Consider the following 26637-nt stretch of genomic DNA (forward strand, 5'->3'; position numbering starts at 1 on the left):
GCTGCCGTTCGACTTGCATGTGTAAGGCATGCCGCCAGCGTTCAATCTGAGCCAGGATCAAACTCTTCAGTTTAATCTCTGTTTAAAGACATTTCTGTCTGTCGCTCACTCAAAATACTGACAGTTCAATTCTCTGAATTGTTACCAACTCTGAAAATCGTCTTGTTTTATTTCTTGTGAAGCATTTGATATTTTTTAAGCTTGCCGCTCAGTTAAAAACTAAGCGGTGCGCTTTCATCAAGTGCTCACATTTATTGACTGTTAATTGTTAAAGATCACAGAATATTGAATTCTTTTCTTGCCTGCCTTGCGGCGTTTGCTTCGAATCGTTTTGTTCGTCAGCAGCAGAGAAACGAGATTATGAAGGACTCGCTGACTCTTTGCAAGCCCTTCGTTCAAATAATTTGCATAAACCGAAAAGCTCGCCCGCTCCAATATAGGCGGTGGCTATGTGCATTTCCCTCAAGCACGCTACCAAACGGTAGAATACTGCTTTTCAGATTTTCCACTTCCGTCCTGCACGGAAGCTTTTTGGATCACCACTATGTTACGCATTACCGACCTATCGCTCCCACTTGATCACACCGAAGCTGACTTAACTAATGCGATATTGGCGCAGTTAAAAATCTCTTCGAGTGAGATGACTAGTTACAACATTTTTAAACGCAGTTACGACGCGAGAAAAAAAACGTCCATCTTACTGATATATACAATTGATGTTGAGACGGTCGATAACAAGGCTGTGCTGAACCGCTGCAAAGACCATCCAAAGATTTCAGCAACGCCCGACACCAGCTATCAGTTTGTGGCGCACGCAGGAAAAACATCGTTTGAAAGACCGGTAGTTATCGGCTTCGGCCCATGCGGCTTATTTGCTGCATTCATTCTGGCAGAAATGGGCTATCGCCCTATCGTTCTGGAGCGCGGCAAGACGGTTCGTGAGCGCACGAAAGATACCTGGGGCTTATGGAGAAAACGTGAATTGCAACCCGAATCGAATGTCCAGTTTGGCGAAGGTGGCGCCGGCACATTCTCTGATGGAAAGCTATATAGCCAAATTAAAGATCCCAAGCATTATGGCCGCAAGGTGTTGACTGAATTCGTCAAAGCTGGCGCGCCTGAAGAGATTCTGTATGTGAGCAAACCACACATAGGCACCTTTCGTCTGGTAAAAATGATAGAGCAGATGCGCCATCGCATTGAGGAGCTGGGTGGCGAAATCCGATTCCAGCAACGCGTGACCGATATCGACATCCAGAACCACGAAGTTCGCGGCCTGCATATTAATGATAATGAATACCTGCCAACCAGACACGTGGTACTCGCAATTGGACATAGTGCGCGCGATACCTTCCAGATGATTTACGACCGTGGCGTCTACGTTGAGGCCAAACCTTTTTCAGTCGGCTTCCGAATTGAACACCCGCAATCGGTGATTGACCAGGCGCGCTTTGGTTCGAATGCAGGCAATAAAATCCTGGGTGCAGCGGACTATAAGTTAGTTCATCATGCGAAAAATGGACGCTCCGTCTATAGTTTCTGTATGTGCCCTGGCGGCACCGTGGTAGCAGCAACCTCGGAACCGGGTCGCGTTGTAACCAATGGCATGAGTCAATACTCACGCAATGAACGCAATGCTAATAGCGCGATTGTGGTTGGCATTACGCCTGCAGATTATCCTGGACACCCGCTGGCAGGCATAGACTTTCAGCGTCAGCTGGAATCAAGAGCATTTGAACTTGGCGGCAGCAATTACAGCGCACCAGGTCAATTGATCGGCGACTTCATTGCAGGCAAGCCGTCCACCGCATTGGGCTCAGTCGTCCCCTCCTACAAACCAGGTATAGAATTGGGTGATCTGCATCTGGCATTACCAGAATTTGCGATCACGGCCATGCGCGAAGCGATTCCGGCATTCGATAAAAAAATTAAAGGTTTTGCGATGCGAGATGGCTTGCTGACTGGCGTCGAAACGCGAACCTCCTCCCCTATACGCATCAAACGTGACGATCACAGTCTGTGCAGCTTAAATACCAAGGGTCTGTATCCGGCTGGCGAAGGGGCTGGCTATGCCGGGGGCATTTTGTCTGCTGGCGTAGATGGCATACGCGTGGCGGAAGCAGTTGCTCTTCATATCGAAGGCAAATAAGAAAAATAAAAAACGAGTGTTGGCTGACACTCGTTTTTTTATGCATACCTAAAAAAGAATCCTGCAGCAGAGTTGGCTAAGCAATCAAATCCTGCAAGCCCTCACTCAACTCTGAGATAGGAGGCATCTCTTCAAGAAACAACTCTTCTTTTAAGCCCAGTTTTTTTGCAACAGCGGCAGGGAAAGTCGCCGCCAGCTCGTCCGCAGAAAACTTAGCCTCGTCTGCACGCGCACGCCATGCAGCCAGATGCACGATGGCGGCAACCGGTTCAAATGGCTCATGCTGCAAAGGTTCGGCGCAGGCCTTAATCGCAATCGCAAAGGTTTCCGGAAAACGCCAGCGCTTGGCAAGCTCTGCGCCCACATCATAAAAATCATAGCCGAAGGAATTCATCTCGACATCGGTGCGGCGCGCATCCAGCGGGCCTGCGATTTTATCAATCTGCAAAGTCTGCTCTGGCATACCTGCATGCATCACCAACTGTCCAATTGCATGCATCAACCCCACGGTAAAAGCAAAATCTGAATTCCCATGTGCCTGCTTGGCTATCCATTTCGCAGCAACGGCAGTATTCAGGCTGTAACGCCAAAACTGCTTCAAATCAACACCCGGCATCGCCTTAAATCCACCGGTCAGGCCTGAGCTGACGACCAATGTGCGTACCGTCATAAACCCTAGCATAAGCACCGCATCATCGACACTTCCTACAGTACGTGATGCATGGTAGTAGGAGGAATTTGCCAGGCGCAGCAGTTTGGCACTGAGTACCTGATCAGCAGACAGCTTACGGGCGATCTCATCAATCGAGACACTGTCATTGTTAAAGCTGTCTATCACTTCCTGGACAACTTTGGGAATGGAGGGTAAGGCATTTTGTTGCTGAAACAGAGCATCGAGTTTCATGGGCATCTCCTGGGATGTTGGCGGCCGTGTTGCCTAGACCTGCATCTTGATCGTCATTTCACATGACAAATCGCCTTTTCTGACAAATAGCGCTACTCGCTATCAAAAATCATACTCTGATATTTGCGCTAAAGAAAACTATTTTCTCTGCGAAACAACGATCTTTTCAATTCCCCAAAGAAAATATCTAGTCTTCTTTCGCTCCAACGATACCCAATTCCTGAATTTTCCGGGTAATCGTATTGCGCCCTATACCCAACCTGACTGCCGCATCATTTTTGCGACCATGCGTGTATTTGAGTGCAGCACGAATGACAATCGCCTCAAACTCTTTGCCGAGCTTGACGATTACTTCTGGCTCAGCCGCCGCCAGCAAGGAGGCAGCTTCTGTCTCAAGCAAATCATGCCAGTTTTGAGGAGCTGACTCAGTTACAGCCGCGGCTATTGAATTGCCTATGACTTCATTCGCAAGCCGCGCTTCGCCATTGAATGGCGCTGAAACGCTTACCTGAGCCGTAGATGTCAGATCCTGCGGCAAATCCGGAATTTCCACAGTCTGTCCTGGCGCCATCACTGTAATCCAGTTACACAGATTTTCCAACTGACGCACATTGCCAGGGAAATCCAGCGTAGACAAGTAATGCACAGCCGGTTCAGATAAGCGCTTCACATCCACACCAAGTTGCTTGGCGCTTTGTGCCAGAAAAAATTTTGCGAGCAAGGGAATATCCTCGCGTCGCTCACGCAAACTAGGCAGCCTGAGCCGGATGACGTTCAGACGATGATAGAGGTCTTCACGAAACAATCCCTCTTTGACGCGCGTCTCAAGATTCTGATGCGTAGCTGCGATTACCCTGACGTTCGCTTTTAGCGGCTGATGTCCGCCGACACGGTAAAAATGCCCGTCCGATAAAACCCGCAGCAGACGCGTCTGCAAATCGAAAGGCATATCTCCGATTTCATCGAGGAATAAAGTGCCCCCTTCTGCCTGCTCAAAACGACCGCGCCGCGTGGTTTGTGCTCCTGTGAAGGCACCTCTTTCATGCCCAAACAATTCGGACTCCAGCAAATCTTTTGGTATCGCTGCCGTATTTAGCGCAATAAATGGCTGGGATGCGCGTGGACTATGTTTATGTAATGCCCGCGCAACCAGTTCTTTACCACTACCCGATTCACCGGTAATCAAGACTGTTACATTGGATTGAGACAAGCGCCCTATCGCACGGAAAACATCCTGCATTGCAGGCGCCTGGCCCAGAATTTCCGGGGTTTCGGAAATGGTCTGCTCGACGCTGGATTCACGCAGACTTTCATCAAGTGCACGGCGTATCAATTCAACCGCTTTATCCAGATCAAATGGCTTAGCCAGATATTCAAATGCGCCACCTTGAAATGCTGCCACCGCCGAATCAAGATCTGAGAAAGCGGTCATGATAATCACCGGCAAACCCGGATGCTTAGCCTTGACCACCTGCAGCAACTCCAGACCCGATGCGCCGTGCATACGGATATCGGATACCAACACCTGCGGCGCCTCAGTTTGTAAGGCAGTCATCGCATCGCGCGCATTGGTAAAGCTACGCGTGCTCAGGCTTTCGCGGGCCAGCGCCTTTTCCAGTACCCAACGAATCGACTCATCATCATCCACTATCCAGATTGGCTTCATATTTTTCTTTTCAGTTTTATGTTCGGTTTAACACAGCGTGGCGTAAGTATTACTCATCAGGGTAAGGGAATCAGTATTCTGAAATCCGTACAACCTGGACGACTCTCGCATTCAATCGTACCCATATGCTGAGCCACAAAAGTCTGCGCCAGCGTTAGCCCCAAGCCGCTGCCACCCTCTCTGCCAGAGACCAGCGGATAAAAAATCCGGTTACGTATTTCAGCGGGAATACCGGGGCCGTTATCAATGATATGCAAATCTAATGCCAGCCTGTAACGCACCTTGGCTAACGTGATTTGACGCACAACGCGAGTTTTAAAAGTCAGTACAGCATCGCCCTGAATAATCCGGTCTGACAGGGCTTGCGCCGCGTTATGCGCAATATTCAGCACAGACTGTATCAATTGCTCCTTATCGCCACGGAACTCAGGAATCGATAAATCGTAATCGCGCTGTATCGACAGTCCTTGCGGGAACTCAGCCACAATCAGACTGCGCACCCGCTCACATACTTCATGAATATTCACATCGCCAACGATGTGAGGATGGCGGTGAGGTGCCAATAAGCGATCGACCAAAGTCTGCAGGCGGTCTGCCTCTTTGATGATGACCTGGGTATATTCCCGCAATTCACGCAATTGCCGCTCAGGCAGCTCAAGCTCCAGCAGCTGGGCTGCGCCACGAATTCCACCGAGTGGATTTTTGATTTCATGTGCCAGATTACGAATCAGTTCTTTATTAGCCTGACTTTGATCCAGCATGCGCTCTTCACGATCCAGCTTGAGTTGCTGCACATTTTCTCTTAACTCGATCAGCACTGGCATGTCTGGGTTATCCAGTGCGGTCACAATACTGTGCACATGCAATGGTTCGCGCCCGGAGCGCTGCAGCGTCAAGTCCTGACGCTTGTCTGCAAACTGATGCTCGACCGCCTGATGAAACACCTGAAGTAAATCATCCGCATTCAAAAACAAATCGCTGAGCTTTTGATTGACGAGCGATCGCGCCGAGCTTTCCAGTAAGTTTTCAGCAGCGGCATTTGCGTACACCACGGCACACGCGTCATCCAGCACAATGACCGCGGAAGTCAGTAAATCCAGACCGGAAAAAAAAGAAGGTGTCATCAAACCAGTATCCATAAAAAAAGGTCGCCTACCGCGACCTTCTTACGCAAACATCATGCCCGCATGCAGGCCAGTCGCCCCCCTCATTACTTGAGGTTAGCAATCTCACGACGCAATGCTTCGACATTTTTTTCTGTACGTGCGATGTTATCTTTCATCATCGCAGTGCGCTCCAGATATTTGGCGTAATTACGCTCATCGCCACGCCGTTCGGGCTCGCCGTTATTAAACTCTTTTTTCAAGTCTGCCAGCTTCTGCTCTTCAGTTTTCAATTCATCGCTGAGTATCTGCTTTCTGTCTGCATCACGGCTTTTCTGTGTACCCTCATCCACTTTAGGGAAGTCAGCCGGACTGGAAGCGGATTTAGCCTGTGCTTTTTTCGGCGCAGGCGGCAAAACAGGTGCAGGCACCATAGTAATACCAGGTAACTCTACTTTCTTACAACCCTTAGTTGCCCCGGTATTCTTGTACTCTTTCTTGCCGTTCTCATCCACACACAGGAATACCTCGGTCTGCGCAAGGGCCAGCCCATGGAAGGCAATCGTAGAGATCAAACCAATCAAAAGTCGCTTCATAATCATTCAAAAGTCAAAAAACAGGCTCTTAGTGTATGCGAAGCAGGGGCAGTGCACAATCAGACGTTACCAGCCGTTACCAGTCGTAACAAAGAAAAAAGCGGGGCTAGCCCCGCTTTTTTCGCCCTGATGATTACAGGGAATAGTACATATCGAACTCTACCGGATGGGTAGTCATGCGGAAGCGCTGAACTTCCTGCATTTTCAGATCGATGTAGGCATCGATCATGCTGTCGCTGAATACGCCACCACGTGTCAGGAATTCACGATCTTTGTTCAGTGCATCCAACGCTTCTTCCAAAGAAGAGCAAACTGTAGGTATCAGTGCATCTTCCTCAGGTGGCAGATGGTACAGATCTTTAGTCGCTGCTTCACCTGGGTGTATCTTGTTCTGAACACCATCCAGACCCGCCATCATCAGTGCGGAGAAGCACAGATATGGGTTCGCCAGTGGATCAGGGAAACGTGCTTCCACGCGACGGCCTTTTGGATTTGCCACGTAAGGAATACGGATAGAAGCAGAGCGGTTACGCGCAGAGTAAGCCAGTTTTACCGGAGCTTCAAAGCCTGGAACCAGACGTTTGTAGGAGTTAGTACCCGGATTGGTGATCGCGTTGAGCGCTTTTGCATGCTTGATGATACCGCCGATGTAGTACAGCGCAAAATCAGACAGGCCTGCATAACCGTCGCCAGCAAACAGATTCTTGCCATCTTTCCAGATAGATTGATGTACGTGCATACCGGAACCGTTGTCACCAACGATAGGCTTAGGCATAAATGTCGCTGTTTTGCCGTAAGTGTGAGCCACGTTCCAGACGACGTATTTCAGATTTTGTGTCCAGTCAGCACGCTCCACCAGTGTAGAGAACTTGGTGCCGATCTCGTTCTGACCAGCGCCAGCCACTTCGTGGTGATGCACTTCTACAGGAATACCCAGAGATTCGAGGATCAGGCACATTTCAGAGCGCATATCCTGGAAGCTGTCGACCGGAGGAACCGGGAAATAGCCGCCTTTAACTGCAGGACGGTGGCCGGAGTTGCCGCCTTCGAGCTTGGCACCAGTTGACCAGGAAGCTTCTTCGGAATCAATCTTCACGAAGCAGCCGGACATATCAACGTTCCAGCGTACGCCATCAAAAATAAAGAATTCTGGCTCAGGACCAAAGTACGCTGTATCACCGATGCCAGAAGATTTCAGATAAGCTTCTGCGCGCTTGGCGATAGAACGCGGATCGCGGTCATAACCCTTACCGTCGGAAGGCTCGATGACGTCACATTGCATGAACAATGTGGTTTCTTCCATGAAAGGATCGATGTTTGCTGTGTTTGGATCAGGCATCAACAACATGTCAGAAGCTTCAATACCTTTCCAACCTGCGATGGATGAGCCGTCAAATGCGTGACCAGACTCGAACTTATCCATATCAAACTGGGAAACTGGAACAGTCACGTGCTGTTCTTTGCCTCGTGTGTCAGCAAAACGGAAGTCAACGAACTTTACTTCGTTGTCTTTCGCCATTTTCAAGACTTCTGCTGCTGTCATTGCCATGTGAAACTCCTCAAATAGAGCAAAAAAAATTCGGAAATTGCCGAGTGTCCTGACTGTGCACAGCAGAAAACCCGCCAAACTATCTTCTTGACTTACGTATTCAAACTGCGACGCTTAAACTCATACGTCTTATTAGCAGAATCTATGCCACCCCACTTAAAAACCCCGGCATCACGCAACAACTACCTAAACAACTGTTTTTAATGATTTTTTGCATAAGCATTCGTAGAAAACCAATATAGCGCAAAATCAGCAGCGCACCAAAACACAGCAAAAAAAATATTTTGCACTAAATTAGCGCAAAGAATAAGCGCGTCCAATTTGAAGCATCTTTGTGGTGCAACTTCTTGGCGCTCGATTATCTTTATTCAAAGTCGTGCTCAGAATAGTGCATGCAACGCGATTCTGCTTGATTTGCATCACACAGCAGTGATCGACTTGCAAATAAGATTGAGTCTCATTTTCTCAAACGCGCTGCAAAAATTACATCGAACTTCATTTGTCGCATATACTTTCCTCAAAGAAATAATTTACTTTCCTTAACAGAGCGTTTCAACACAATGCCCATCTCCTCCCAAATCAAGCGAATCAACTCCAGAATCTGGGTGGTATTGGCATTCTGTGTGGCGATGACATTCAGTACAACGATCATCGGCAAGCTCGATCAGGCTGCGCAAAGCGAGCAGCACAACCAGGCTTCAGAGCTCGCATTAATGCAAGCCCACTCATTGGAGCACAAACTCGCCCATGCGCTGTCTGCCAGCTATGCCGTCGGTGCTTTTATTCAGCAAAATCAAGGGAAAACGGAAGGCTTTACCCAATTTGCTGAACAGCTGCTGGAATACCATCCCAGCATTAATGCGATTTACCTGGCACCTGGCGGAATTACACAGTTTGTCGTACCAGTCAGCCTGAGTAGCGTGGGTTTAGGCATAGACCTCATGCACGACACTACGCGTAAAACAGAGGCTATGCTGGCTGTCCAAAGTAAGCAACTGAGCCTGGCTGGCCCCTTAGAGCTAAAACGTGGCGGAGCTGGTGTCATCGGCAGATTGCCAGTTTACCTGGAGGATGCAAGCGGGAAGGAAACGCTTTGGGGTATCGTCTCTGTGGTTATATCTCTACCAAAAATTTTGAACGACGCAGAACTTCCGGAGCTGGCTAAACGCGGACATCAATATGAACTTTGGCGCATACATCCGGAGACAGGTAAAAAACAGATCATTGATCAAAGTGCACACTTTTCTGACTTGAATAGTGTGCGTCATAGCTTTAGCTTACCGAATACCACCTGGATCTTAGACGTCAACATAAGCAGCGTTACTGGGTTTGCCACTGCTCCTCCTTTAAAATTTGGAATAGCACTGCTACTCAGCGCAATGCTGGCTGTCATGACACATTTACTGCTATCAGCACGTGAACAAAAAAAAGGCTTGCGCAAACTGGTGAGTTTGCGCACAGGCGAGTTGGTGGCACGGGAAAAAGATTTACAACGTGCGCAATCCATATCGCAAACCGGTAGCTGGATTGCCGACCTGAGCACCATGGAAATCCGTGGCACGGAGCAAGCCTTTCGCATTTGGGGACTAGGTCAGAGAACCACAATTTCCTGCGACTCTGTCCTGACACAGATACATCCCGACGACCGTGCTATCGCACTTGCCGGTTGGCAGCAAGCCAGACAAGGCCATGCCGCGTCCGTCGAATACAGATTACAGATAGGCGATCAACTCAAATGGGTGCATTCTCAGATTGAACACGATCACGATCCGGTCACGGCTGTAATGCGCTGCATAGGGACTGTTCAGGATATCACCGAGCGCAAAAAAATTGAAAATGACTTAAGGATCGCTGCGATCGCCTTTGAAGGACAGGAAGGCATCGTCATCACCGATCAGCACAGAAACATCTTGCGCATCAATCAAGCCTTCACCCGGATTACTGGTTACGAACGGGACGAGGTACTGGGAAAAACCACCAGCTTATTGAAATCAGGCATACATGGCTCTGCTTACTATGCCGATATGGCGCAGCAATTAGAAACGCAGGGGTTGTGGCAAGGGGAAATATGGAACCGGCGCAAGAATGGTGAAATTTATCCGGAATGGCTGACGATCACCGCTATACGCGCCGCGGACGGTGCCATCGTCAATTATGTTGGCACCATGCTAGACATTACTCAAAGAAAAGCGACTGAAGCCAAACTGGAACATCTGGCCTACCACGATCCGCTGACAGGTCTCGCCAACCGTCGCCTGCTACTGGACAGACTTCAACATGCGCTAGTCAGCAATGCACGCAGCCATCGTTACGGCGCAATCCTGTTTTTAGATCTGGATAATTTCAAAACGATTAATGATACTTCGGGCCATGGAAAAGGCGATTTACTGCTGCAGCAAATTGCGAAGCGACTGCAAGTCCGCACAGGAAAAGGCGATACCCTGGCCCGCATAGGCGGTGATGAATTCATCATCATTTTGGAAGACCTCAGTGAGAATCTGCGCGATACGGCAATTGAAGTCAGGTCATTTGCCTCTGCTATCCTGGAAGACATCAAACACCCTTTTGATCTCGATGGTCACCCCTTCCATACAACGGCGAGCATAGGTATAGACCTGTTTGGGACCAGCGAAACCTGCGCTGAAAACATGCTGAAACAAGTGGAAGTTGCCATGTATGAAGCCAAAGCGGAAGGCGGCGATCATATCTGTTTCTTTAATCCGGATATGTTAGACATCATTGCAGCCCGGGCCGCCATGGAAAACAATATACGTATCGGTATCAATGAGCGGCAATTTACCTTATTTTATCAACCACAAGTCAACAGCGCTGGAAAATGGATAGGTGCGGAAGCCTTGATACGGTGGCGCCATCCAGAAAAAGGCATGATTTCTCCGGCGGAGTTTATTCCGTTAGCAGAAGAATCAGGTTTAATTATCCCACTCGGAAACTGGGTGATTCAAGAGGCTTGCTTACAATTGAAATCCTGGTCAGAGCACGCAGCCAGTGCGCATCTGACGCTGGCAGTTAACGTTAGCGCCAAGCAATTCAGACAGGCTGATTTTGTGGATCTTGTTCTGAGCGCGCTCGATTCCAGCGGTGCCGACCCAAGAAAACTCAAAATCGAACTCACAGAGTCAGTGCTGGTCGATAATGTAGAAGAGATCATCGCAAAAATGCAACTATTGAAATCACATGGCGTTTGCTTTTCGCTGGATGACTTCGGCACTGGCTATTCCTCTCTGACCTACTTAAAGAAGTTACCTCTGGATCAGCTAAAAATAGACCAGTCTTTTGTGCGCGATATTCTGATCAATCCTAACGATGCTGCGATCACCCGCACCATTATTGGGCTTGGAAAAAGTCTGGGGCTGGCTGTAATTGCCGAGGGTGTGGAAACCGAAGCGCAGCGTACATTTTTGCAAAGTCAGGATTGTCATGCCTTCCAGGGATATTTATTCGGAAAGCCATCTGCTACACTCGATATTCCACACAAAACACCGCTTGCTGTCTGATTGCACTGCCTGAGGGCAACTCAGGACTCAATAACAGTGCTCATGTCAGATCAGTATCTTATTCATGAATGGAAACGATGATGTCAGAAACGAATCTGATCGCGCTGGCTAAACAGCGCGCCATTGAAAACAGCTTTCCTTATGCGGGAACGCTGACTCCGACAGAAGCTTACACCCTGCTCCAGCAGCATGATCAGGCCATCCTGATCGATGTCAGAACCAATGCAGAGCGCGACTGGGTTGGGCGGGTGGTGCTCGCTGAAGCACAGCACCATGCTGTGCAATGGAGTCTGTACCCGGGAGGTACACCCAACCCGGACTTTCTGACCCAGCTAGCGGACATTTGTCCGGATAAGGCGACCCCGCTGCTGTTTCTTTGCCGCTCAGGGGTACGTTCGCGCCATGCTGCCAAGCTGGCAACAGAACACGGCTACACACACTGCTTTGACATTCTGGAAGGATTTGAAGGCGACAAAGATACCCAAGGCCATCGCAAGAGCGTCGGCGGCTGGTGTCAGCACGGATTACCCTGGGTCGGCGCTTAAATTCATGTATTCGCCGAAAGGGGCTTCCATCTTTTATAAGTCTTTGCTAGAATAGCGGACTTCGCTGATGCAGAAATGCAAAAGCATGTTGGAGAGGTGGATGAGTGGTTTAAGTCACACGCCTGGAAAGCGTGCGTAGGTTAATCCCTACCGGGGGTTCGAATCCCCCCTTCTCCGCCAGAATTAAGTTTCAAGCAGTTCCAAGAAACACCAAAAGCCCGCGTATCTCCCAGTGAGTGCGCGGGTTTTTCGTTTCAGGACGTGCCAGATAATGCATTGACATCCCACTTTTTTGCATCCATGCTTGCATCCATGGATAAACCCACCTAAAAGCCATGGATGCAAAATGCCGAAACTCGCTACCCCGCTGACTGATATACAGGTTAAAAACAGCAAACCAAAAGAGAAGACATGGACGCTGGCTGATGGCAATGGCCTGTATCTGGAAATCAACCCAGCCGGAAAAAAAAGCTGGCGCATGGCTTACCGGCGACCAGTCACAAAGAAAAACAATCGCCTGAGCTTTGGCGACTACCCACTGATTGGTCTGGCCGAGGCAAGGGCTAAGTGTCTGGCCGCAGCCAAGCTACTCAAGGAAGGCATTGACCCTGCCGCCGAACGCGACGAAAAGAAGCAGCTTGCCGCTGAATCAGCCGCCCATACTTTTGAAAAAATCGCCCGCGAATGGCATAACACCCGCTTGAGTGCGTGGAGTGCGGCCACCGCCAAAGACACCATTAACCGACTAGAAAAGGATATCTTTCCAGAAATAGGGAAACTCCCTATCAGCGAAATAACGCATAAGCAAATGATTGCGGCCTTGCGCAAGATTGAAGAGCGTGGCGCTGGTGAAGTCGCGCACCGCTTGAAGGCGACATGCGCCCGAGTCTTTAGCTATGCGAATCAGCATGGCATTGAGAACCGCAACCCTGCCGCCGACTTGAAAGACGTACTTAAACCAGTGAAGGCCGGACACTTTGCCGCCATTTCACCAGACGAACTACCTGCTTTTCTGGAATCCATTAATAAAAACGATGCCAGACTATATGCGCCAACCCGTATTGCCCTGCGGCTGATGTTGCTGATTTTCGTTCGCAGCAGTGAGCTACGCACCACACCATGGAGCGAAATCAATTTAGAAACCGGTGAGTGGGTAATCCCATGGCAGCGCATGAAACGCGGCAAGCTGACCATTAACCCAGATCAGACAGATCACCACGTTTGTCTGTCTCGCCAAGGACTGGAGCTACTGAAAGAACTGCACGGCTACACAGGCGGTAGCACTTACCTATTCCCGAACCAACGCGACCACAGCAAACCCATGTCCGGCGATGCTATCCGCATGGCCTTAAACCGCATGGGCTATGAAGGAAAAATGACGACGCACGGTTTCCGCGCCTTAGCGATGACCACACTCAAGGAAAAGCTAGGCTACCGACATGAAACAGTAGATCGCCAGCTTGCCCACGCTCAGAAAGACAAAATTGCCAGCGCCTATGATCGGGCTCAATTCTTGGATGAACGCAAAAAGATGATGCAGCACTGGGCGGATTACTTGGACGGCGTGAAGGCTTCCAGCAACGTCATTCACGCTACATTCAAACAGGCCTGAGTACTGGCGCAGCTTACCAGCATTTTTTCCTCGCAAACCCGCATGAAATACAGCCTCTGTGTGCGGCTTTTTTTACGCCCACCATCAAAGCCACAAAAAATAGTAGCCTTATCTCAGCAAAAACAGGTGTACCGGTGTACCAAACAGCGGAAACCAGCGCCAGCCTTAGCTTTTCATGGAACACAATATATATAAATAGGTGTACCAAAGGTGTACCAAATGTGTACCAGCTAAAAACTGCCTTCCATTTCATGCAGGTTTACAAGGCAAAAGCGGTGAAAGGCTGCACCAGCTATGGCTTTTGCTTGAAAATGTATTGTTTTGATACCTGCCCACACCTTCTGGAATATCGCGCAAGGGGAATTTTGTTGCGCAAACCGCCCAGCGGCGAGTGATTGGTAGAATCTTTGCGCTATACTTGGACAATTATCTGTACATATATAGGGGTTATCATGCGCGTTATCAGCTACTCAGAAGCCCGTAATTCTTTGAAATCCGTCATTGATAGCGTTATTGACGATGCTGACATCACCGTGATTAACAGGCGCGATGGTGGGGATGCAGTTGTTATGTCGCTAGATCATTACCAGCAAATGGCAGAGACTTTGCATCTACTGTCAGCACCTGCGAATGCGCAAAGGCTGGCCGAGTCCATAAAGCAATATCGTGCAGGCAAAACAGTAAAGCGCACATTGGTGACGGCAGAATGAGTCGATCAATCTGCTTTACCTCGCATGGATGGGATGATTATCTCTACTGGCAAGGGCAAGACAAAAAGACCCTGAAGCGTATTAATACCCTGATTGAAGCATCCAGCCGTGAACCGTTTACAGGCATAGGTAAGCCAGAGGCGCTATTAGGGGATATGTCTGGCTTCTGGTCTAGGCGCATAGATGAGCGCCACCGGCTTGTCTATGCGGTGGACGATGAGGCATTGACGGTACTGGCTTGCCGATATCACTATGGGGATTAGTTGTCATGAAGAAAAATGAGGATTCGTTTAGCATGACGAACGCAATACTACAGCAATCCGAAATTGCTAAGGCCATGGAAAAATCAGCATTAGACCGCAACGCTCTTGAGAATGGTATTGAGCAGTCCGCCACAACTCGCAAAGCCATAGAAAATGGTATGCAGCAGTTCGCCGCAGATCGCAAAGCCATAGAAAATGGTATGCAGCAGTTCGCCGCAGATCGCAAAGCCATAGAAAATGGTATGCAACAGTTCGCCGCAGATCGCAAAGCCATAGAAAATGGTATGCAGCAGTTCGCCGCAGATCGCAAAGCTATAGGGAATAATTTAAGCGAGATTGCGTTAGCGCGTGAGGCCGCACAAAAGCCGTTTATTGAGAGTCATGCGCAGCTTCAATCTGCTATGGCGGAGATTGGAAACCAATTAAAGACTGCGATGGAAGCGCCTCAAAAAATTCTTCAGTTGTCAATGGCAAATATTCAGAAACATTTAGATGATGCAAGTAAACAGATATATGAGCCGTTACGCCTATTGGTCATGGCCGCAGACCTTTACAGGGCAATAAAGGAAGACAATCATTCTGAGGTGGACGCTATCATGGCATCCCCAGATTTTGGAGCGCAACTATTGCACTTATTGGTGCGTTGGACTGAAATGAACGAAGAAGAACGTTCTGGAAAACTCGCTGAAATGGTTGTTGAATCAAATAAACGCGCCGAAATGGCTATTGAATTAGATCAACAATTAAAAAAAATTAAAACCGGATATTTAAATCGCCAAGACCAGATAGATAAGCAAGTGTTGATTGCCTATTTCAAAGAAAAAAACCACGTTATAAAAAACTCTGCCGAACTTGAGAAATGGCCGTTCGATGACTGGCCGCTGACCAACAATTATTCAATTGAGATAATTAAAAAATGGTACAAGGAAGCAATGCCGAATGTAAACCTTGTCGGTGGGCGACCAAAAAAAGGAAAATAATATACTGCTCACCTCATAAACCACCTGTTTATCTGGTTATCAGGAATTTTTGTTATATCCGTTACCTGAAAAAATTCGCCTTGCTGAAGTGCCATTACTTACCAAGTGGTGCGGCAAATAACCAGAAAGGCGAATATGCAAACACCGTCCCCCGCAAGATTATTGCGACTTCCCAGCGTCTTAGGGCGCGTTCCATTCAGTAAATCAGAGACTTATCGCCGCATAAAAGCGGGAACCTTCCCTGCTCCTGTTCGGCTGGGTTTGCGTTCCGTTGCTTGGCTGGAGTCAGATATCGAGCAATACATTCAAAAGCTGGCGCAGGAGTCGGCAAAATGAATTCCATCAATCACAACATGAACAAGGCAATTGCTATTACCGCTTCGCAGCAAGAGAGCAACGCCACCCCAGCACATTACGCTTGCATTGATACGGCGGAAGTACTTAACGAACGTGGCGGCTTTGGGGATGAGATAGGTAATTTGCTTGATATCCAAGGTCAAAGCGTAGTATTCAATGCGCCATGGCTTGGCGCAAAGCCTGTCCTGCAATTGAAATATGATATGTCGCGCAGTGAAAGCAGTGAATCGTTTAACGAATTTAAGCAGCTTGCTACCGTAGGAATGGCGTCACGTTCGCCGCAAGATGTACTGTATGCTGAGATTGAGTTTTGCGACCCGTTACGGCCGGATCAACCGCCGCTTTACATGGCTGCAACGGTACATTTAGGTGCTATCAGCCAGACAGAGGATTGGTGTGAAAAAGCGCACAAACCGTATGATTTACTTGAATGTGCTACGTCACTTTACTGGTATCGACAAACGACCGGCGGCAACCATAAAGAGGGTAAGTTTTCGTTTCGTGGACATCAATTTATCTACCAAATTGACGATGACTTTACGCGCTCATACGATGCAGGCTTGAGCGATTGTGAAAGAACCAAAATCATCAGCATTCGTTTTGCTGACGGAGAGCCACACAATGGTGTGATTATCGAGGGGATAGTATGAAACATCACCCCCTTGCCATCAGGCCACACAAGCAGTATGCTGTGCGCGTCCCTGAGAAAAAAGGGAACGAGTTTGGCGACTCGAATCACACCAAAGCGCACAAGCCGCGCTATGCGGCTTTTTCATGTGCGTATGTCATTGCATCCTCTTTATGGGCGGCAGTGGCGGGGATACCTTCGGGTATGCCGGTTCCTTTGGTGTCCGGTTCGCCAACCCCGTCATGTGCTGCCCACCCGTTTGGCGACGGGCGCAGTGTAACCACACACCAAAGAGCCTGCCATGAATGATAAAAACCCCCTAATCTCCCCCATCCGTTTGAGCAGTGAAAATAACGCTGCATCTTTGCTTGGCACAATCAGCGAGAACGAAATTCAAACTCTGCTGCACCTGCGAGCATTTCCCTGCGATTTAAGAGCAGGTCTGCAAAAGTCAATTGCCGCCACCGCGCAACGCTATGCCATCAAGCCGTGTCTTGTTCTTGTCGGCGTTGCTGTTGAAGGGGGTCGCCATGTCTAACAAACTCACCGCCGTGGTTGCACGCAATCAAAAAAACGATAACGCCATAATCGAAACATTCACTCAGGAAGAAATTCAACTAGTTTTAAATTACCGCAGTTTGCAGGACTCGTTCCAAGTAATCATGTACCGCGCCATTGCACACATGACAAAAACGGTAGGTAAAAAACCAGCGCTAAGCCTTGTTCAATCCTTCAATCAACAAAGGGGGAATGTATGAATAAGCCGATTACCCCTCGTGCAATTTTGCCCGCCATTGTGGGTATGCATTTGCCGCCCGTTGAGTTAACTATAGACGCGCACTACCAAAGCGCCGTCGATTGCGGCATACGTGCTGCACAAGCGTTTCTTAACGAGGATGAAGCAGTCAGTTTGCACAAGCATCTGCCAGCCTGCCTACACCATTATTTACAACTGGTGCGGCAAGCTTGCATCTTGCTGGACCCAGTGGAAGCGGTTTGGCAGCAACATGAACAGGCTAGCCGTGATGCTTTTTGCGCCGGTTATCTTGGCCGCATTCAGCAGGAATTACGCCTGATGCGACCGCCTCCATCGCGCCAGCGCCACGCTGCCGCGATGCACTAAAAGGCAGATATGACCCCAAAACAGTTAAAGAGTCGCATTGATTCGTCAATGCGCTGGGTGTGCATACGCGTGTACATTTTTCATCTCAACGTGTGTTCCCGTCTGATGATGAAAACAAAGGAGCAAAGGATAAGGAATGGCGATGAGCAGAAAACCAATTGAGCGACCTACACCAGAAGCCATACAAGCGGCACTAAGCTTTATTCCGCCCGATGACCGGCAGTTATGGTTAAAGATCGGTATGGGCATTAAGCAGGAGTTAGGTGACGCGGGTTTTGACCTGTTTGACTCTTGGAGTCAGAGCGGCAGCAACTATGATGCGGAGGCCGCAAAAACAAGCTGGCGCAGTTTTAAAGCGGGCGGCAAGATCGGCATCGGCACATTGCTGTATGAAGCAAAACAACGCGGGTTTAATATCAAAGACCATGCACCCGCAGCGCCACTGAGTGCAGAACAGGCGGCCAGCATGGCGCAGGAAAGAGCCGCCAAGTTATCCGAAGAACAGGCAGAGACAGAACGCAAACAGGCAGCCGCTGCCAGCATGGCACAAAAGCAGTGGAACAGCGCCAGCGAACAAGGTCATTCAGACTATCTGCAAAAAAAAGGGATTGCTGGGCATGGTGTACGGTTTGCCCGTCATAGCAAAGGCGATACGTTGCTGATTCCTGTCATCGATACCAGCGGCCAGCTTTGCAATATTCAGCGTGTTTTTGCCAATGGCGATAAACGTTTTTATACCGGTGGCAAAGTGTCGGGCGGCTTTCATTTAATCGGTGATGCTGGCGCTGCTATCTGGCTATTAATTGCAGAGGGATACGCTACCGGCGCGGCCTTATTTGAAGCGACTGGCTACCCTGTGGCGATTGCCTTCAGCGCCAGCAATCTGAAGCATATCGCAGCCCTGATGCAGCAGCGGTATCCAGATAAGCGCCTGTTGCTGTGCGCTGATGACGATAGCGAGACAGAACAGAACACCGGAAAAAATACAGGTGTGATCGCAGCCAAAGAAGCTGCCACCGCAACTGGCGGCACGTGGTGTAAGCCGCTGAATTTACCTGAAGGTGGTAATGATTTTAATGATCTTGCGGTGGCGCGTGGACTGGCCGAAGTCAAAAGCCAGATCGAGGCCACAATCAACGGAACAGCGCCAGCCAGTGCAGTGCCAATAAACGGGCAGGAAGTGAGCCAGATCACGGCACAGGCGCATGACGTTGACGCGGCAAAGTCCGATAAGGTCAGCGTACAAAAAACGCCCCAAAAGCCCGCCAATGCACCGCGCCAGAATCGAGGCAGCAAACCTGTTGGCGCTGGCCAATCGAGTAAGCCGTTTTTTACTGTGAGTGATGAAGGTGTGTTTTATCACGCCTTCCATGAAGGCGAAGCCTTACCCGCTCTTAAAATCTGTTCGCCCTTGTATGTGATCGCCAGAACGCGGGATGCGGCCAGCAGTGAATGGGGTTATCTCTTGGAATTAAACGACCCTGACGACAATATCAAACGCTGGCCGATGTCGTCCCGCATGTTGTCTGGTGATGGCACGCAATATCGAGCTGATTTGCTTTCGCTGGGCTTGATGATTGAACCTGGCCTGAAGGTTAAAAACTTGCTGACCACCTACATACAAACGGCTGACGTGCCTGACCGTGTGCGGTGTGTTGAACGTACAGGCTGGCATGATGATGTGTATGTGCTGCCAGATCGCAGTATAGGACAAGGAGCAGAAACAGTGCTGTTTCAGGCGAATGGCAGTACTACGTCACAGTTTAAACAAAAGGGAACGCTGGCAGAGTGGCAAACCCATATATCTGCCTATTGTCGGGGTAATTCGCGGCTATTGTTTTTTGTATCGACGGGTTTTGCGTCGGTATTACTCAATCACGCGAAAGTGCAGAGCTTTGGCTTGCATCTGATGGGCAGTAGTTCCACCGGTAAAAGTACAGCCATGAAAGTGGCGGCCTCGGTGTTTGGTGGCGCTGATTATGCGCAAAGCTGGCACGTGACCGACAATTCGTTAGAAGCGACCGCGCAAAAGCATTCCGACGCCTTACTGGTATTGGATGAACTTGGGCAGGCCGACCCTAAGATGGTGGGCAATATCGCCTATATGCTCAGTAATGAAAAAGGCAAAGGCCGCGCTACACAGAACGCGACAGCAAAGAAGATCGCCACATGGCGGCTGATATTTATCAGTGATGGGGAATTGTCTTTAGAGGCCAAAATGGCCGAAGCAGGCAAAGCGACCAAAGGCGGCCAAGATGTGCGCATGGCACACATTCATGCTGATGCTGGCAAAGGCTTGGGCGTTTTTGATACTGTGCACAGCTTTGCTGATGGTGCGGCTATGTCCCGTCACTTGGTCAGTATGGCACAGCAATATCACGGCGCGGCTGGCCTGACGTTTATCGAATGGCTGGTCAGCAATGTAGGGCTATTACCAGATATGCTGCGACAGGCAATAGGCAGCACGGCGGGCAAACTCTGTCCAGCCAATGCGCACGGCCAAGTAAAGCGCGTGTCTGAGTTCTTCTCGTTGGTGGCTGCTGGTGGTGAGTTAGCGACCGCAGCAGGCGTGACAGGTTGGGCAGATGGTGAAGCCACCGAAGCGGCCACAACCTGCTTTAACGACTGGTTATCAAGTCGTGGCACAGCGGGGGATATTGAGCAAGATCGTATGCTGGCGCTGTTGCCCGACTTCATTCAAGTTAATGGAGATTCTCGCTTTGCATGGGCGCACAGAGCGATGGATGACCACGCACCTAAAACTATTAACCAAGCCGGTTTTAAACGCATAGTAAGCAAGGCAGGAAACCCTATCAGGAATAATACGGACTGGCACAAGGAATACGGCGACAAGATACATCCTGATGAAGCCGAAGGCGCAAGCATTGACTATTTCCTGCTACCCAAAGTATTTAAAGAGGAAGTATGTAAAGGTTTTGATGCCAGACTGGTAGCGGCCAAGATGTCAGAGCTAGGCGTATTTGAAAAAGACAAGGAGGGTAAGTGCAGCATCCTTGAACGATTCGCCGGAATCAAAGCCAGATACTACAAAATACCAAGCGATAAACTGTACTCACTCATTGCCTGATCAGTTTGGCGAACCGGCGGCGCGGCCTGTGGTGGTGGCGTGGGAATTCCCTTCGCGCTGCAAAATGGCCTTTGCCATACATAAAAATGCCAAGATAGGGCAATAAATTACCTTATAAGCAATATTTCAACCCGTAAATCTGGTTGTTTGGTACACCGGTACACCTCAGAAAAGGCGTGGTACACCTCTAACGTGTACCACGCAAACCTAATATCCATGCGGGTTTGCGGCCTGTTTCCTCGCCTTGGCACACCGGTACACCTGTTTAAAGGTACATTCCTACTTCATTTCGAGAAAGCACCTGTTTTCTGGAATTTTAATGAAGCTGCACCAGATATAGGTTTCAAGGCAAAAACGGCTTGCAAGCTGCGCCAGTACTGCATCTGTGATACAGCGGACGGGTTGTATCAGGCTTGCGGTTGTCATACGCCTGTGAGCACGATGACTATTCTCCAAACGGAAGTAAAGAATTCTTAGGTTCTTTTTTAGCCTTAAAGACTGCGGGCGCGAAGACCCCGAATTTTTCCCAGATGTTTGCTTCCCGTACACTTCCTTCCTTTTCTAACTTGCCATGCTGCACCATTGATTAGATGGCGTGAACGGTTCCTTGCTAACCGTTTCATGATGGGGATAGTTCAAGCCCCGCCTGAGACTTAGACACACACTTCCAAGCTTAGTTAAGTTAAGCGGCAGCAGGTTCAACTGGTGAAGCCCCGTACCTTAAAATCTCGGGTCCTTTTCACGTTATAGAAACGCGGGTGCCATGACCCCGAATTGTGCCTAGTTTGCGTGTGTACAAGGGGGGTATAAGCTTGGACGTGGTAGGGGCGGGTCAAAAGTCTAGAAAACCATTAGCGGAAACCGTTAGCTTAACCAAGTATTTATGGAACCCAAAAACTACCCCCCGGGGGTTTGGATGGAACATGCATTAATTACAACAAGCAAAGTAAGAAAATATTTTTGCATCCATGGGTGCATCCATAAATAATTTTGAAAAATAGAAAATCCTTTATTTATGCGGGTTTCCGAAGATGATTCGACTTCCCCCTTCCGCCAGGATTAAAAAACGCCCTTGAGAAATCAAGGGCGTTTTTATTTGTTGATCATTCGTATACGCACAAGCGAGTTGCGGCAAGTAAGCCGCAACTTTCCTGCAATTAGCTATTCGTAATTCATGGTAAATGTGACTGTAGCAGCGACATTTCCCGCAGTGACTGCAGTTCCAGTCTGAAAATATCGGGCACTGTATGGAACAGACAGCACACCATCCGGAGAAAGGCCGACAACAGTTTTAGCCCCAAAACTTACCGGAGTTCCACCACCATCACGGATTTGGACGCCGACTCCGGCGGCAAAGCCTGCGCCGCTAGCTGGTTGCACCACCCCCGGATAAGTCCCGGATGCATTCGCTGTATTCAGCGTTATCTTTACCGTAGAACCAGACTGACAATTAAGATTCAAGGAAAACGGTGTGCCTCCGGTCGTCGATCCCTGACCAGTCAAGGCGGACGTGGGTATGGCTGGCATACTTACCGTCATATTGGCGGAGCCTGCAGAAACGCTGCAAGCGGTCACATTGACGTTCGTTCCGCCATTCAGGCTGACATACACATCGGATGCAAAGTTGGTGCTGTTATTCAAACCCAATACCACCCACTGAAAATGGAACAAGTTGGATTTCGCCGCCACAGTTCCAGGCGTAATGGCCCCAGTTTTAATGAACTGAAAAGTCATCGTATTGGTCACGACGGCACCGGAGGCTGTCACAAATGCGAAGTCATTTCCCATTGGCGCAGTAATTCCCAAGGTGTCATTGAGCAGCAAACCTACGCCAGGAAGATTGGTCGGAATGATAATTCCGCCACCATTGCGTGCAGTCCACGCCGCTGGATTAGCCGTCCGGAATTGAATAAATGCCTGGCGTGGATTGCCAGGATAAAAATTATCATTGGTGCTACAGGTAAAAGTGTAATTCTGAGAAACAGGCGCACCGATCAGCGTTCCCACCGGTGCATCCCGGGGAACCGTTATCGTAGCAGGCATAGTGAAACTAGGCGGTGCAGATACGATAGAGCAGCTTGTGTACGCATGCGTCACCAGACTGAAGCTACTTAACAGCAGAAAGAAAAATAGTTGGAAGTAAATGCGCCGCATCTGCGAATCAGCCAGCGATCTTGATTGGCAAGCCCGGTTTTGCGTATCAACGCAGCCTGGGAAGGCTTGAAATGAGCAAATGTTCACGGCTTTACTCCCGCTGATTTACTATCTGCTACTTGTGCGTAAGCAAAATCCTTAGGCAAACAGGTAGTTCGGATCAATTCATAGGCTGCACCAGGATTAATAGCTTTATTTTGTTCTGCCACCTGGTATTGCAAGGTGCAGCTATCCGCCAGGTCATCTCTGATCCAACTAACCTGAAGTTGGCCGCGCGCTGAGGGCAGATGTGCAAATATGCGCCCCCCCTGACTGACAATGCCGACAGCTTGCTGCGATTGATCAGTGACCTGTGCACCAAAAGGTATGGGCGTACCATCAGGCAAGGCAGACTGGATAATCGCCATACGCTGATGACTGGTTTTGAAGCGCATTTTAACGATAGCGCCTGCATAAGGCGCTATCTCTTGCGTAGTTGCCTCGAACTGCACATCCAGCGGCAAGCCTTTAGGACTCACTTCAATGGTATTACTCACAAACGGCGTCATATACGGTACGATAGCAAATCCCTGCTGGTTCAGACGGACACCATTGGCATTGCTGATTTCCGCACCCGCAGCGCCCGGTGCCTCAACGATGCCTATAGTCTCGCCCAGGCTTTGCCCCAACAGCAAACCACCCTCATGTAGGACCATAGAACCGGCAGCAGTTAAAGATTGCTGTGAGTAATTACCACCCTTACCGGCACTGACTGCCAGGCGCGCATACGGTCCACGGTATTCGCCGGTGGCGTTCACAGCGGTTCCGGCATTACGGTCATTTGACACACTGGCACCGTAAGTGAACTCATTCTGTGGCCCTGCCGTTGCGTTAAAGCTGGCGAGCGCAGTACTACCACCCGGCTGACTGGATGTCAGGCTGGCGCTCACATTCTTAGCGTGGCCATGTTCATCGTCCAGCGGCAGTGATAATCCTGCATAAAACTGATTAATGTAACTATTTGAAAACACGTCTTTGCTACGTGTGACCGACAGATTGTAATTCAGCCGACCGATGTGATTGTTATAGCCGAGCTGAAACTGAGTATCGTTACCAGAACGATTCCAGTAACTTTGCGTCGTTCCCATGATATACAAGGTGCCAAACTGACTACCCAAACGCTGATTCAGCGAGATGCTGAAACGGTTACGGCTACGATCCAATGAAGGTGGCAAGCCACGCAACAGACTATCGCGCAACAAAGACGCATCGGTCAGATTCAAAAAACCATTGGTCGAGTAGCGATAAGCTGCAATCGCCAGATTAGTATCCACCGTTGGCAAACTCAGGTTATACGAAAGACGCAGGCTGCTGCCACTTTGAGTGTTTGCTGCTGGCAACTCTGCTTCAGAATGTGTCAGATCGACGCCCAATGCGCCGGATTCTGTATTAACGGCAACGCCACCAAGTACAGAACGATAAGCTGGTGTAGCGGCAATGCCGCCATACGCAGTCCATTGATTACTGAGTCCGTGCTGCACAGTCGCCTGCACCAGATTGACCGACTCCACCAGACCCGCCAGTTGCAAGCGTCCTGCCGCAACATTGAAACGACTGACACCGGGTCGCAGTAACTGAGCCACATTCGCGTATGGCACACTGAAGTTACGCTGCCTGCCATCAGCTTCCGTGACGGTGACTTGCAAATCACCGCCGTATCCAGTCGCGTACAAATCCCTAATTTCAAATGGCCCCGCAGAAACAGTAGTTTCATAAATCAGATTGCCACGCTGCCGCACAGTAACTTTGGCATTGCTTTCAGCTACACCCCTGACCACAGGTGCAAAGCCGCGCATAGAACCGGGTAGCATTCGGTCATCTGACCCCACTTGCACACCACGGATAGAAATTACATCAAACAAGTCATTAGACGTATAACTATCACCTATGGTGACTTGTGCATTCCAATCCTGCAAGCTGGTTTGAACATAACTAGCCATATGCTGCCATGCATGGCGCGAGCCATTTGGGCCACCACTTTGCCAGCTCAGGGCAGAATTCTGGCGAAAACGCCAACGATCCCAATTAAAGCCTGCCTCCAAACCCAGGAAATGATTGCTCTGCGAAACGCCCTGCACTTCGGTACGATAACTATTGAGCGTGTAGTTCAGACTGGCAGCCGTCACTCCCAAATCCCAAAATGCAGGATTTACATAGCCTCTGGGGACCCGGTTTTGCGCAGCCTGAGGAATGCTGATATCAAGGCGCTGATCAGCGCTGTCAAAACGCTCAGTGGCATCTGGCAGCAGGCTCTGCAAACTGACGCAGGAAGATGGCAAAGCCAGCTCCCTTAAAGCTTGCGTTTGTAACTTCTCAAAATTGACCTCACCCCGTAACAACAATTCTCTCGAAAGACAGGCATGTGCATTCGTGCCTGGGTCATTACTGCGAAACACAACCGTCATGACGCCCATCCATCGCTCATTGATAAACACATCAACCCGATAAGTTCCAGGCAAGACGACATTACCACGCTCAAAGCGGCTCAGATCAAATATGCCGCTATTACCAGTCAAGAATGCAGGGTTAAAGGTTTCTCCTGCATTGCGCCCGGCTCGCTTCATTTCGGAGTTACCAGCTGCTGAGGCAGCATCGGTAGCTGGTGACGTATCAGCCCACACCGGGCACTGAATCAGGGCAAGCCCAGCCCCCAGCGCCAGCATTCTGCAAACATAGGTTAAGGGGCGACAGGTATGTTGAGGCTGTCTGAACGAATGGCGGATGAAACTATTCATGGGCAACCCCGGAATAAGCAGTCGTACCGCCATAATCGTTGATGATGCTAAAGCTAATATCAGCTTTAGCTGACTTACATAAAGTCAATCCCTTCATCGCAAAACGCATCTTGGAATAGGGAGCAATCATGCCGGTATCGGCCTGTATACGATGGCTGTCCACCGTTAGCTCCAAGACATTGAGCGTGATGTGAAATGCAGTAGGATTATCCGCTTCCAACATGCAAACGCTGCTGGCACGGTCAGGCACAAATTTCCAACGTAATTGTTCGGGGGCCTTCACCACACTGGATGTGAGTGACTTAGGGCGGAAAAAAACTTTGATACGTGACCGAAACGCGAATTGCAGCATATTCTTTGCGTCACCTTCAGCTTGCTTCGGTGCCGGTGGAATTTCCAGCACGTTCAGCCAGAACACCGATTCCCTATCCTGTGGCAAGGGCTCACGTGAATACAGCATACGCAGAGTCTGACCACGATGGGGCTCCATGCGGAACAGTGGCGGAGTCAGCGTGAACGGGGTCGTCACTTTATCTGGCGTCACACTGGCATCGCCATTATCCATCCAGGCTTCCACCAGAGCCGGATACTCGCCTTCATTGCTGAGTCTGACCGTTGCCTCCTGATCTGATTCGCGAAAAATCACACGCGTAGCGCCAACCACTACGCCGGCATGAGCTGCTGATAAAACCTGCAAGCCCAACACGAACAACATCAACTGAGCAGAAGAACGAAAGAGAGAAATTTTCATGATGACTAACTGTGGATGAGCTGAAATATGTACCTCAGATTCACGGCTTTCATCTGTGTACATGCGTGGCTGAGCATACCCGGCGACTCAGCGACCAAACTGCTGGAACCGACTGCGGCACTATGCACCGCAGCCTTCCGTGCACGGGCCAAAGACTCAGACAACAGCCT

Annotated in this window: 21 protein-coding genes, 1 tRNA gene and 1 rRNA gene; 14 read left to right on the top strand and 9 right to left on the bottom strand. The window is 49.5% G+C overall.

Annotated features, from left to right (window positions below; all coding sequences use genetic code 11):
- A 16S ribosomal RNA gene (locus H8K43_RS08195) occupies window positions 1–73 on the bottom strand; the annotation flags it as partial.
- 471 nt (window positions 74–544) lie between these two features.
- On the opposite strand from H8K43_RS08195, the gene H8K43_RS08200 reads away from it, so the two are divergent.
- Window positions 545–2149: an NAD(P)/FAD-dependent oxidoreductase gene (locus H8K43_RS08200; protein ID WP_186903394.1), complete on the top strand. Its 1605-nt coding sequence runs from the start codon at window positions 545–547 to the stop codon at window positions 2147–2149.
- Window positions 2150–2225: 76 nt separating this feature from the next.
- Here the strand turns inward: H8K43_RS08200 and H8K43_RS08205 are convergent, their stop codons facing one another.
- The 5 genes from H8K43_RS08205 to glnA form a co-directional block, all read right to left on the bottom strand.
- Complete coding sequence (locus H8K43_RS08205; RefSeq protein WP_186903395.1) at window positions 2226–3053, bottom strand: HDOD domain-containing protein; 828 nt, start codon at window positions 3051–3053, stop codon at window positions 2226–2228.
- 187 nt (window positions 3054–3240) lie between these two features.
- Window positions 3241–4719: a nitrogen regulation protein NR(I) gene (gene ntrC, locus H8K43_RS08210; protein ID WP_186903396.1), complete on the bottom strand. Its 1479-nt coding sequence runs from the start codon at window positions 4717–4719 to the stop codon at window positions 3241–3243.
- A gap of 56 nt (window positions 4720–4775) precedes the next feature.
- Complete coding sequence (gene glnL, locus H8K43_RS08215) at window positions 4776–5843, bottom strand: nitrogen regulation protein NR(II) (protein WP_408058502.1); 1068 nt, start codon at window positions 5841–5843, stop codon at window positions 4776–4778.
- 86 nt (window positions 5844–5929) lie between these two features.
- The gene (locus tag H8K43_RS08220; RefSeq protein WP_186903398.1) at window positions 5930–6418 is read right to left on the bottom strand and encodes a DUF4124 domain-containing protein; all 489 of its coding nucleotides are present in this window, start codon (window positions 6416–6418) and stop codon (window positions 5930–5932) included.
- A 133-nt stretch (window positions 6419–6551) separates the two neighbouring features.
- Complete coding sequence (gene glnA / locus H8K43_RS08225; protein ID WP_162021101.1) at window positions 6552–7967, bottom strand: type I glutamate--ammonia ligase; 1416 nt, start codon at window positions 7965–7967, stop codon at window positions 6552–6554.
- 629 nt (window positions 7968–8596) lie between these two features.
- On the opposite strand from glnA, the gene H8K43_RS08230 reads away from it, so the two are divergent.
- The 13 genes from H8K43_RS08230 to H8K43_RS08290 all read left to right on the top strand — a co-directional run bounded on the left by H8K43_RS08230 (window position 8597) and on the right by H8K43_RS08290 (window position 20788).
- Window positions 8597–11482, top strand: a complete 2886-nt coding sequence (locus H8K43_RS08230) for a bifunctional diguanylate cyclase/phosphodiesterase (protein WP_186903399.1) — start codon at window positions 8597–8599, stop codon at window positions 11480–11482.
- A gap of 80 nt (window positions 11483–11562) precedes the next feature.
- A complete protein-coding gene (locus H8K43_RS08235; protein WP_186903720.1) occupies window positions 11563–12027 on the top strand; it encodes a rhodanese-like domain-containing protein in 465 nt (154 codons plus the stop codon).
- Between the two features lie 90 nt (window positions 12028–12117).
- Window positions 12118–12207 (top strand) — tRNA-Ser (locus tag H8K43_RS08240).
- 166 nt (window positions 12208–12373) lie between these two features.
- Complete coding sequence (locus tag H8K43_RS08245) at window positions 12374–13639, top strand: tyrosine-type recombinase/integrase (protein WP_186903400.1); 1266 nt, start codon at window positions 12374–12376, stop codon at window positions 13637–13639.
- A 452-nt stretch (window positions 13640–14091) separates the two neighbouring features.
- Complete coding sequence (locus H8K43_RS08250) at window positions 14092–14349, top strand: type II toxin-antitoxin system Phd/YefM family antitoxin (RefSeq protein WP_186903401.1); 258 nt, start codon at window positions 14092–14094, stop codon at window positions 14347–14349.
- Window positions 14346–14612, top strand: a complete 267-nt coding sequence (locus tag H8K43_RS08255) for a Txe/YoeB family addiction module toxin (RefSeq protein WP_186903402.1) — start codon at window positions 14346–14348, stop codon at window positions 14610–14612. Before H8K43_RS08250 ends, H8K43_RS08255 begins: the two co-directional genes overlap by 4 nt.
- Window positions 14613–14617: 5 nt before the next feature.
- On the top strand, window positions 14618–15592 hold the full coding sequence (locus H8K43_RS08260; RefSeq protein ID WP_186903403.1) for a hypothetical protein: 975 nt from the start codon (window positions 14618–14620) through the stop codon (window positions 15590–15592).
- Between the two features lie 135 nt (window positions 15593–15727).
- Window positions 15728–15928: a helix-turn-helix transcriptional regulator gene (locus tag H8K43_RS08265; protein ID WP_186903404.1), complete on the top strand. Its 201-nt coding sequence runs from the start codon at window positions 15728–15730 to the stop codon at window positions 15926–15928.
- Window positions 15925–16599, top strand: coding sequence for a hypothetical protein (locus tag H8K43_RS08270; protein WP_186903405.1), 675 nt, complete (start codon window positions 15925–15927; stop codon window positions 16597–16599). The genes H8K43_RS08265 and H8K43_RS08270 overlap by 4 nt, the downstream gene beginning before the upstream one ends.
- 279 nt (window positions 16600–16878) lie before the next feature.
- A complete protein-coding gene (locus tag H8K43_RS08275; RefSeq protein WP_186903406.1) occupies window positions 16879–17115 on the top strand; it encodes a hypothetical protein in 237 nt (78 codons plus the stop codon).
- Window positions 17108–17335: a hypothetical protein gene (locus H8K43_RS08280; protein ID WP_186903407.1), complete on the top strand. Its 228-nt coding sequence runs from the start codon at window positions 17108–17110 to the stop codon at window positions 17333–17335. Before H8K43_RS08275 ends, H8K43_RS08280 begins: the two co-directional genes overlap by 8 nt.
- Entirely contained in the window at window positions 17332–17700 is a 369-nt protein-coding gene (locus H8K43_RS08285; RefSeq protein WP_186903408.1) for a hypothetical protein, read from the top strand. The genes H8K43_RS08280 and H8K43_RS08285 overlap by 4 nt, the downstream gene beginning before the upstream one ends.
- 142 nt (window positions 17701–17842) lie before the next feature.
- Entirely contained in the window at window positions 17843–20788 is a 2946-nt protein-coding gene (locus H8K43_RS08290; RefSeq protein WP_186903409.1) for a DUF927 domain-containing protein, read from the top strand.
- Between the two features lie 1161 nt (window positions 20789–21949).
- Here H8K43_RS08290 and H8K43_RS08295 read toward each other — a convergent pair.
- From H8K43_RS08295 to H8K43_RS08305, 3 genes are all read right to left on the bottom strand, one after another.
- Window positions 21950–22831 (bottom strand): fimbrial protein, encoded by an 882-nt coding sequence (locus tag H8K43_RS08295; RefSeq protein ID WP_186903410.1) that lies wholly within the window; start codon window positions 22829–22831, stop codon window positions 21950–21952.
- A gap of 194 nt (window positions 22832–23025) precedes the next feature.
- Window positions 23026–25716: a fimbria/pilus outer membrane usher protein gene (locus tag H8K43_RS08300; RefSeq protein ID WP_186903411.1), complete on the bottom strand. Its 2691-nt coding sequence runs from the start codon at window positions 25714–25716 to the stop codon at window positions 23026–23028.
- A complete protein-coding gene (locus H8K43_RS08305; RefSeq protein ID WP_230403775.1) occupies window positions 25709–26467 on the bottom strand; it encodes a fimbrial biogenesis chaperone in 759 nt (252 codons plus the stop codon). The genes H8K43_RS08300 and H8K43_RS08305 overlap by 8 nt, the downstream gene beginning before the upstream one ends.
- Window positions 26468–26637 lie beyond the last annotated feature (170 nt).

It is taken from the genome of Cognatundibacterium curvum (assembly GCF_014284235.1).
GTDB classification, from domain to species: Bacteria; Pseudomonadota; Gammaproteobacteria; order Burkholderiales; family Burkholderiaceae_D; genus Undibacterium; species Undibacterium curvum.

Coding starts and splice junctions, on each gene's coding strand:
- H8K43_RS08200 (WP_186903394.1), top strand. CDS start 545: ATGTTACGCATTACCGACCTATCGCTCCCACTTGATCACACCGAAGCT.
- H8K43_RS08205 (WP_186903395.1), bottom strand. CDS start 3,053: ATGAAACTCGATGCTCTGTTTCAGCAACAAAATGCCTTACCCTCCATT.
- ntrC (WP_186903396.1), bottom strand. CDS start 4,719: ATGAAGCCAATCTGGATAGTGGATGATGATGAGTCGATTCGTTGGGTA.
- glnL (WP_408058502.1), bottom strand. CDS start 5,843: ATGACACCTTCTTTTTTTTCCGGTCTGGATTTACTGACTTCCGCGGTC.
- H8K43_RS08220 (WP_186903398.1), bottom strand. CDS start 6,418: ATGAAGCGACTTTTGATTGGTTTGATCTCTACGATTGCCTTCCATGGG.
- glnA (WP_162021101.1), bottom strand. CDS start 7,967: ATGGCAATGACAGCAGCAGAAGTCTTGAAAATGGCGAAAGACAACGAA.
- H8K43_RS08230 (WP_186903399.1), top strand. CDS start 8,597: ATGACATTCAGTACAACGATCATCGGCAAGCTCGATCAGGCTGCGCAA.
- H8K43_RS08235 (WP_186903720.1), top strand. CDS start 11,563: ATGTCAGAAACGAATCTGATCGCGCTGGCTAAACAGCGCGCCATTGAA.
- H8K43_RS08245 (WP_186903400.1), top strand. CDS start 12,374: ATGCCGAAACTCGCTACCCCGCTGACTGATATACAGGTTAAAAACAGC.
- H8K43_RS08250 (WP_186903401.1), top strand. CDS start 14,092: ATGCGCGTTATCAGCTACTCAGAAGCCCGTAATTCTTTGAAATCCGTC.
- H8K43_RS08255 (WP_186903402.1), top strand. CDS start 14,346: ATGAGTCGATCAATCTGCTTTACCTCGCATGGATGGGATGATTATCTC.
- H8K43_RS08260 (WP_186903403.1), top strand. CDS start 14,618: ATGAAGAAAAATGAGGATTCGTTTAGCATGACGAACGCAATACTACAG.
- H8K43_RS08265 (WP_186903404.1), top strand. CDS start 15,728: ATGCAAACACCGTCCCCCGCAAGATTATTGCGACTTCCCAGCGTCTTA.
- H8K43_RS08270 (WP_186903405.1), top strand. CDS start 15,925: ATGAATTCCATCAATCACAACATGAACAAGGCAATTGCTATTACCGCT.
- H8K43_RS08275 (WP_186903406.1), top strand. CDS start 16,879: ATGAATGATAAAAACCCCCTAATCTCCCCCATCCGTTTGAGCAGTGAA.
- H8K43_RS08280 (WP_186903407.1), top strand. CDS start 17,108: ATGTCTAACAAACTCACCGCCGTGGTTGCACGCAATCAAAAAAACGAT.
- H8K43_RS08285 (WP_186903408.1), top strand. CDS start 17,332: ATGAATAAGCCGATTACCCCTCGTGCAATTTTGCCCGCCATTGTGGGT.
- H8K43_RS08290 (WP_186903409.1), top strand. CDS start 17,843: ATGAGCAGAAAACCAATTGAGCGACCTACACCAGAAGCCATACAAGCG.
- H8K43_RS08295 (WP_186903410.1), bottom strand. CDS start 22,831: ATGCCTGCTACGATAACGGTTCCCCGGGATGCACCGGTGGGAACGCTG.
- H8K43_RS08300 (WP_186903411.1), bottom strand. CDS start 25,716: ATGAATAGTTTCATCCGCCATTCGTTCAGACAGCCTCAACATACCTGT.
- H8K43_RS08305 (WP_230403775.1), bottom strand. CDS start 26,467: ATGAAAATTTCTCTCTTTCGTTCTTCTGCTCAGTTGATGTTGTTCGTG.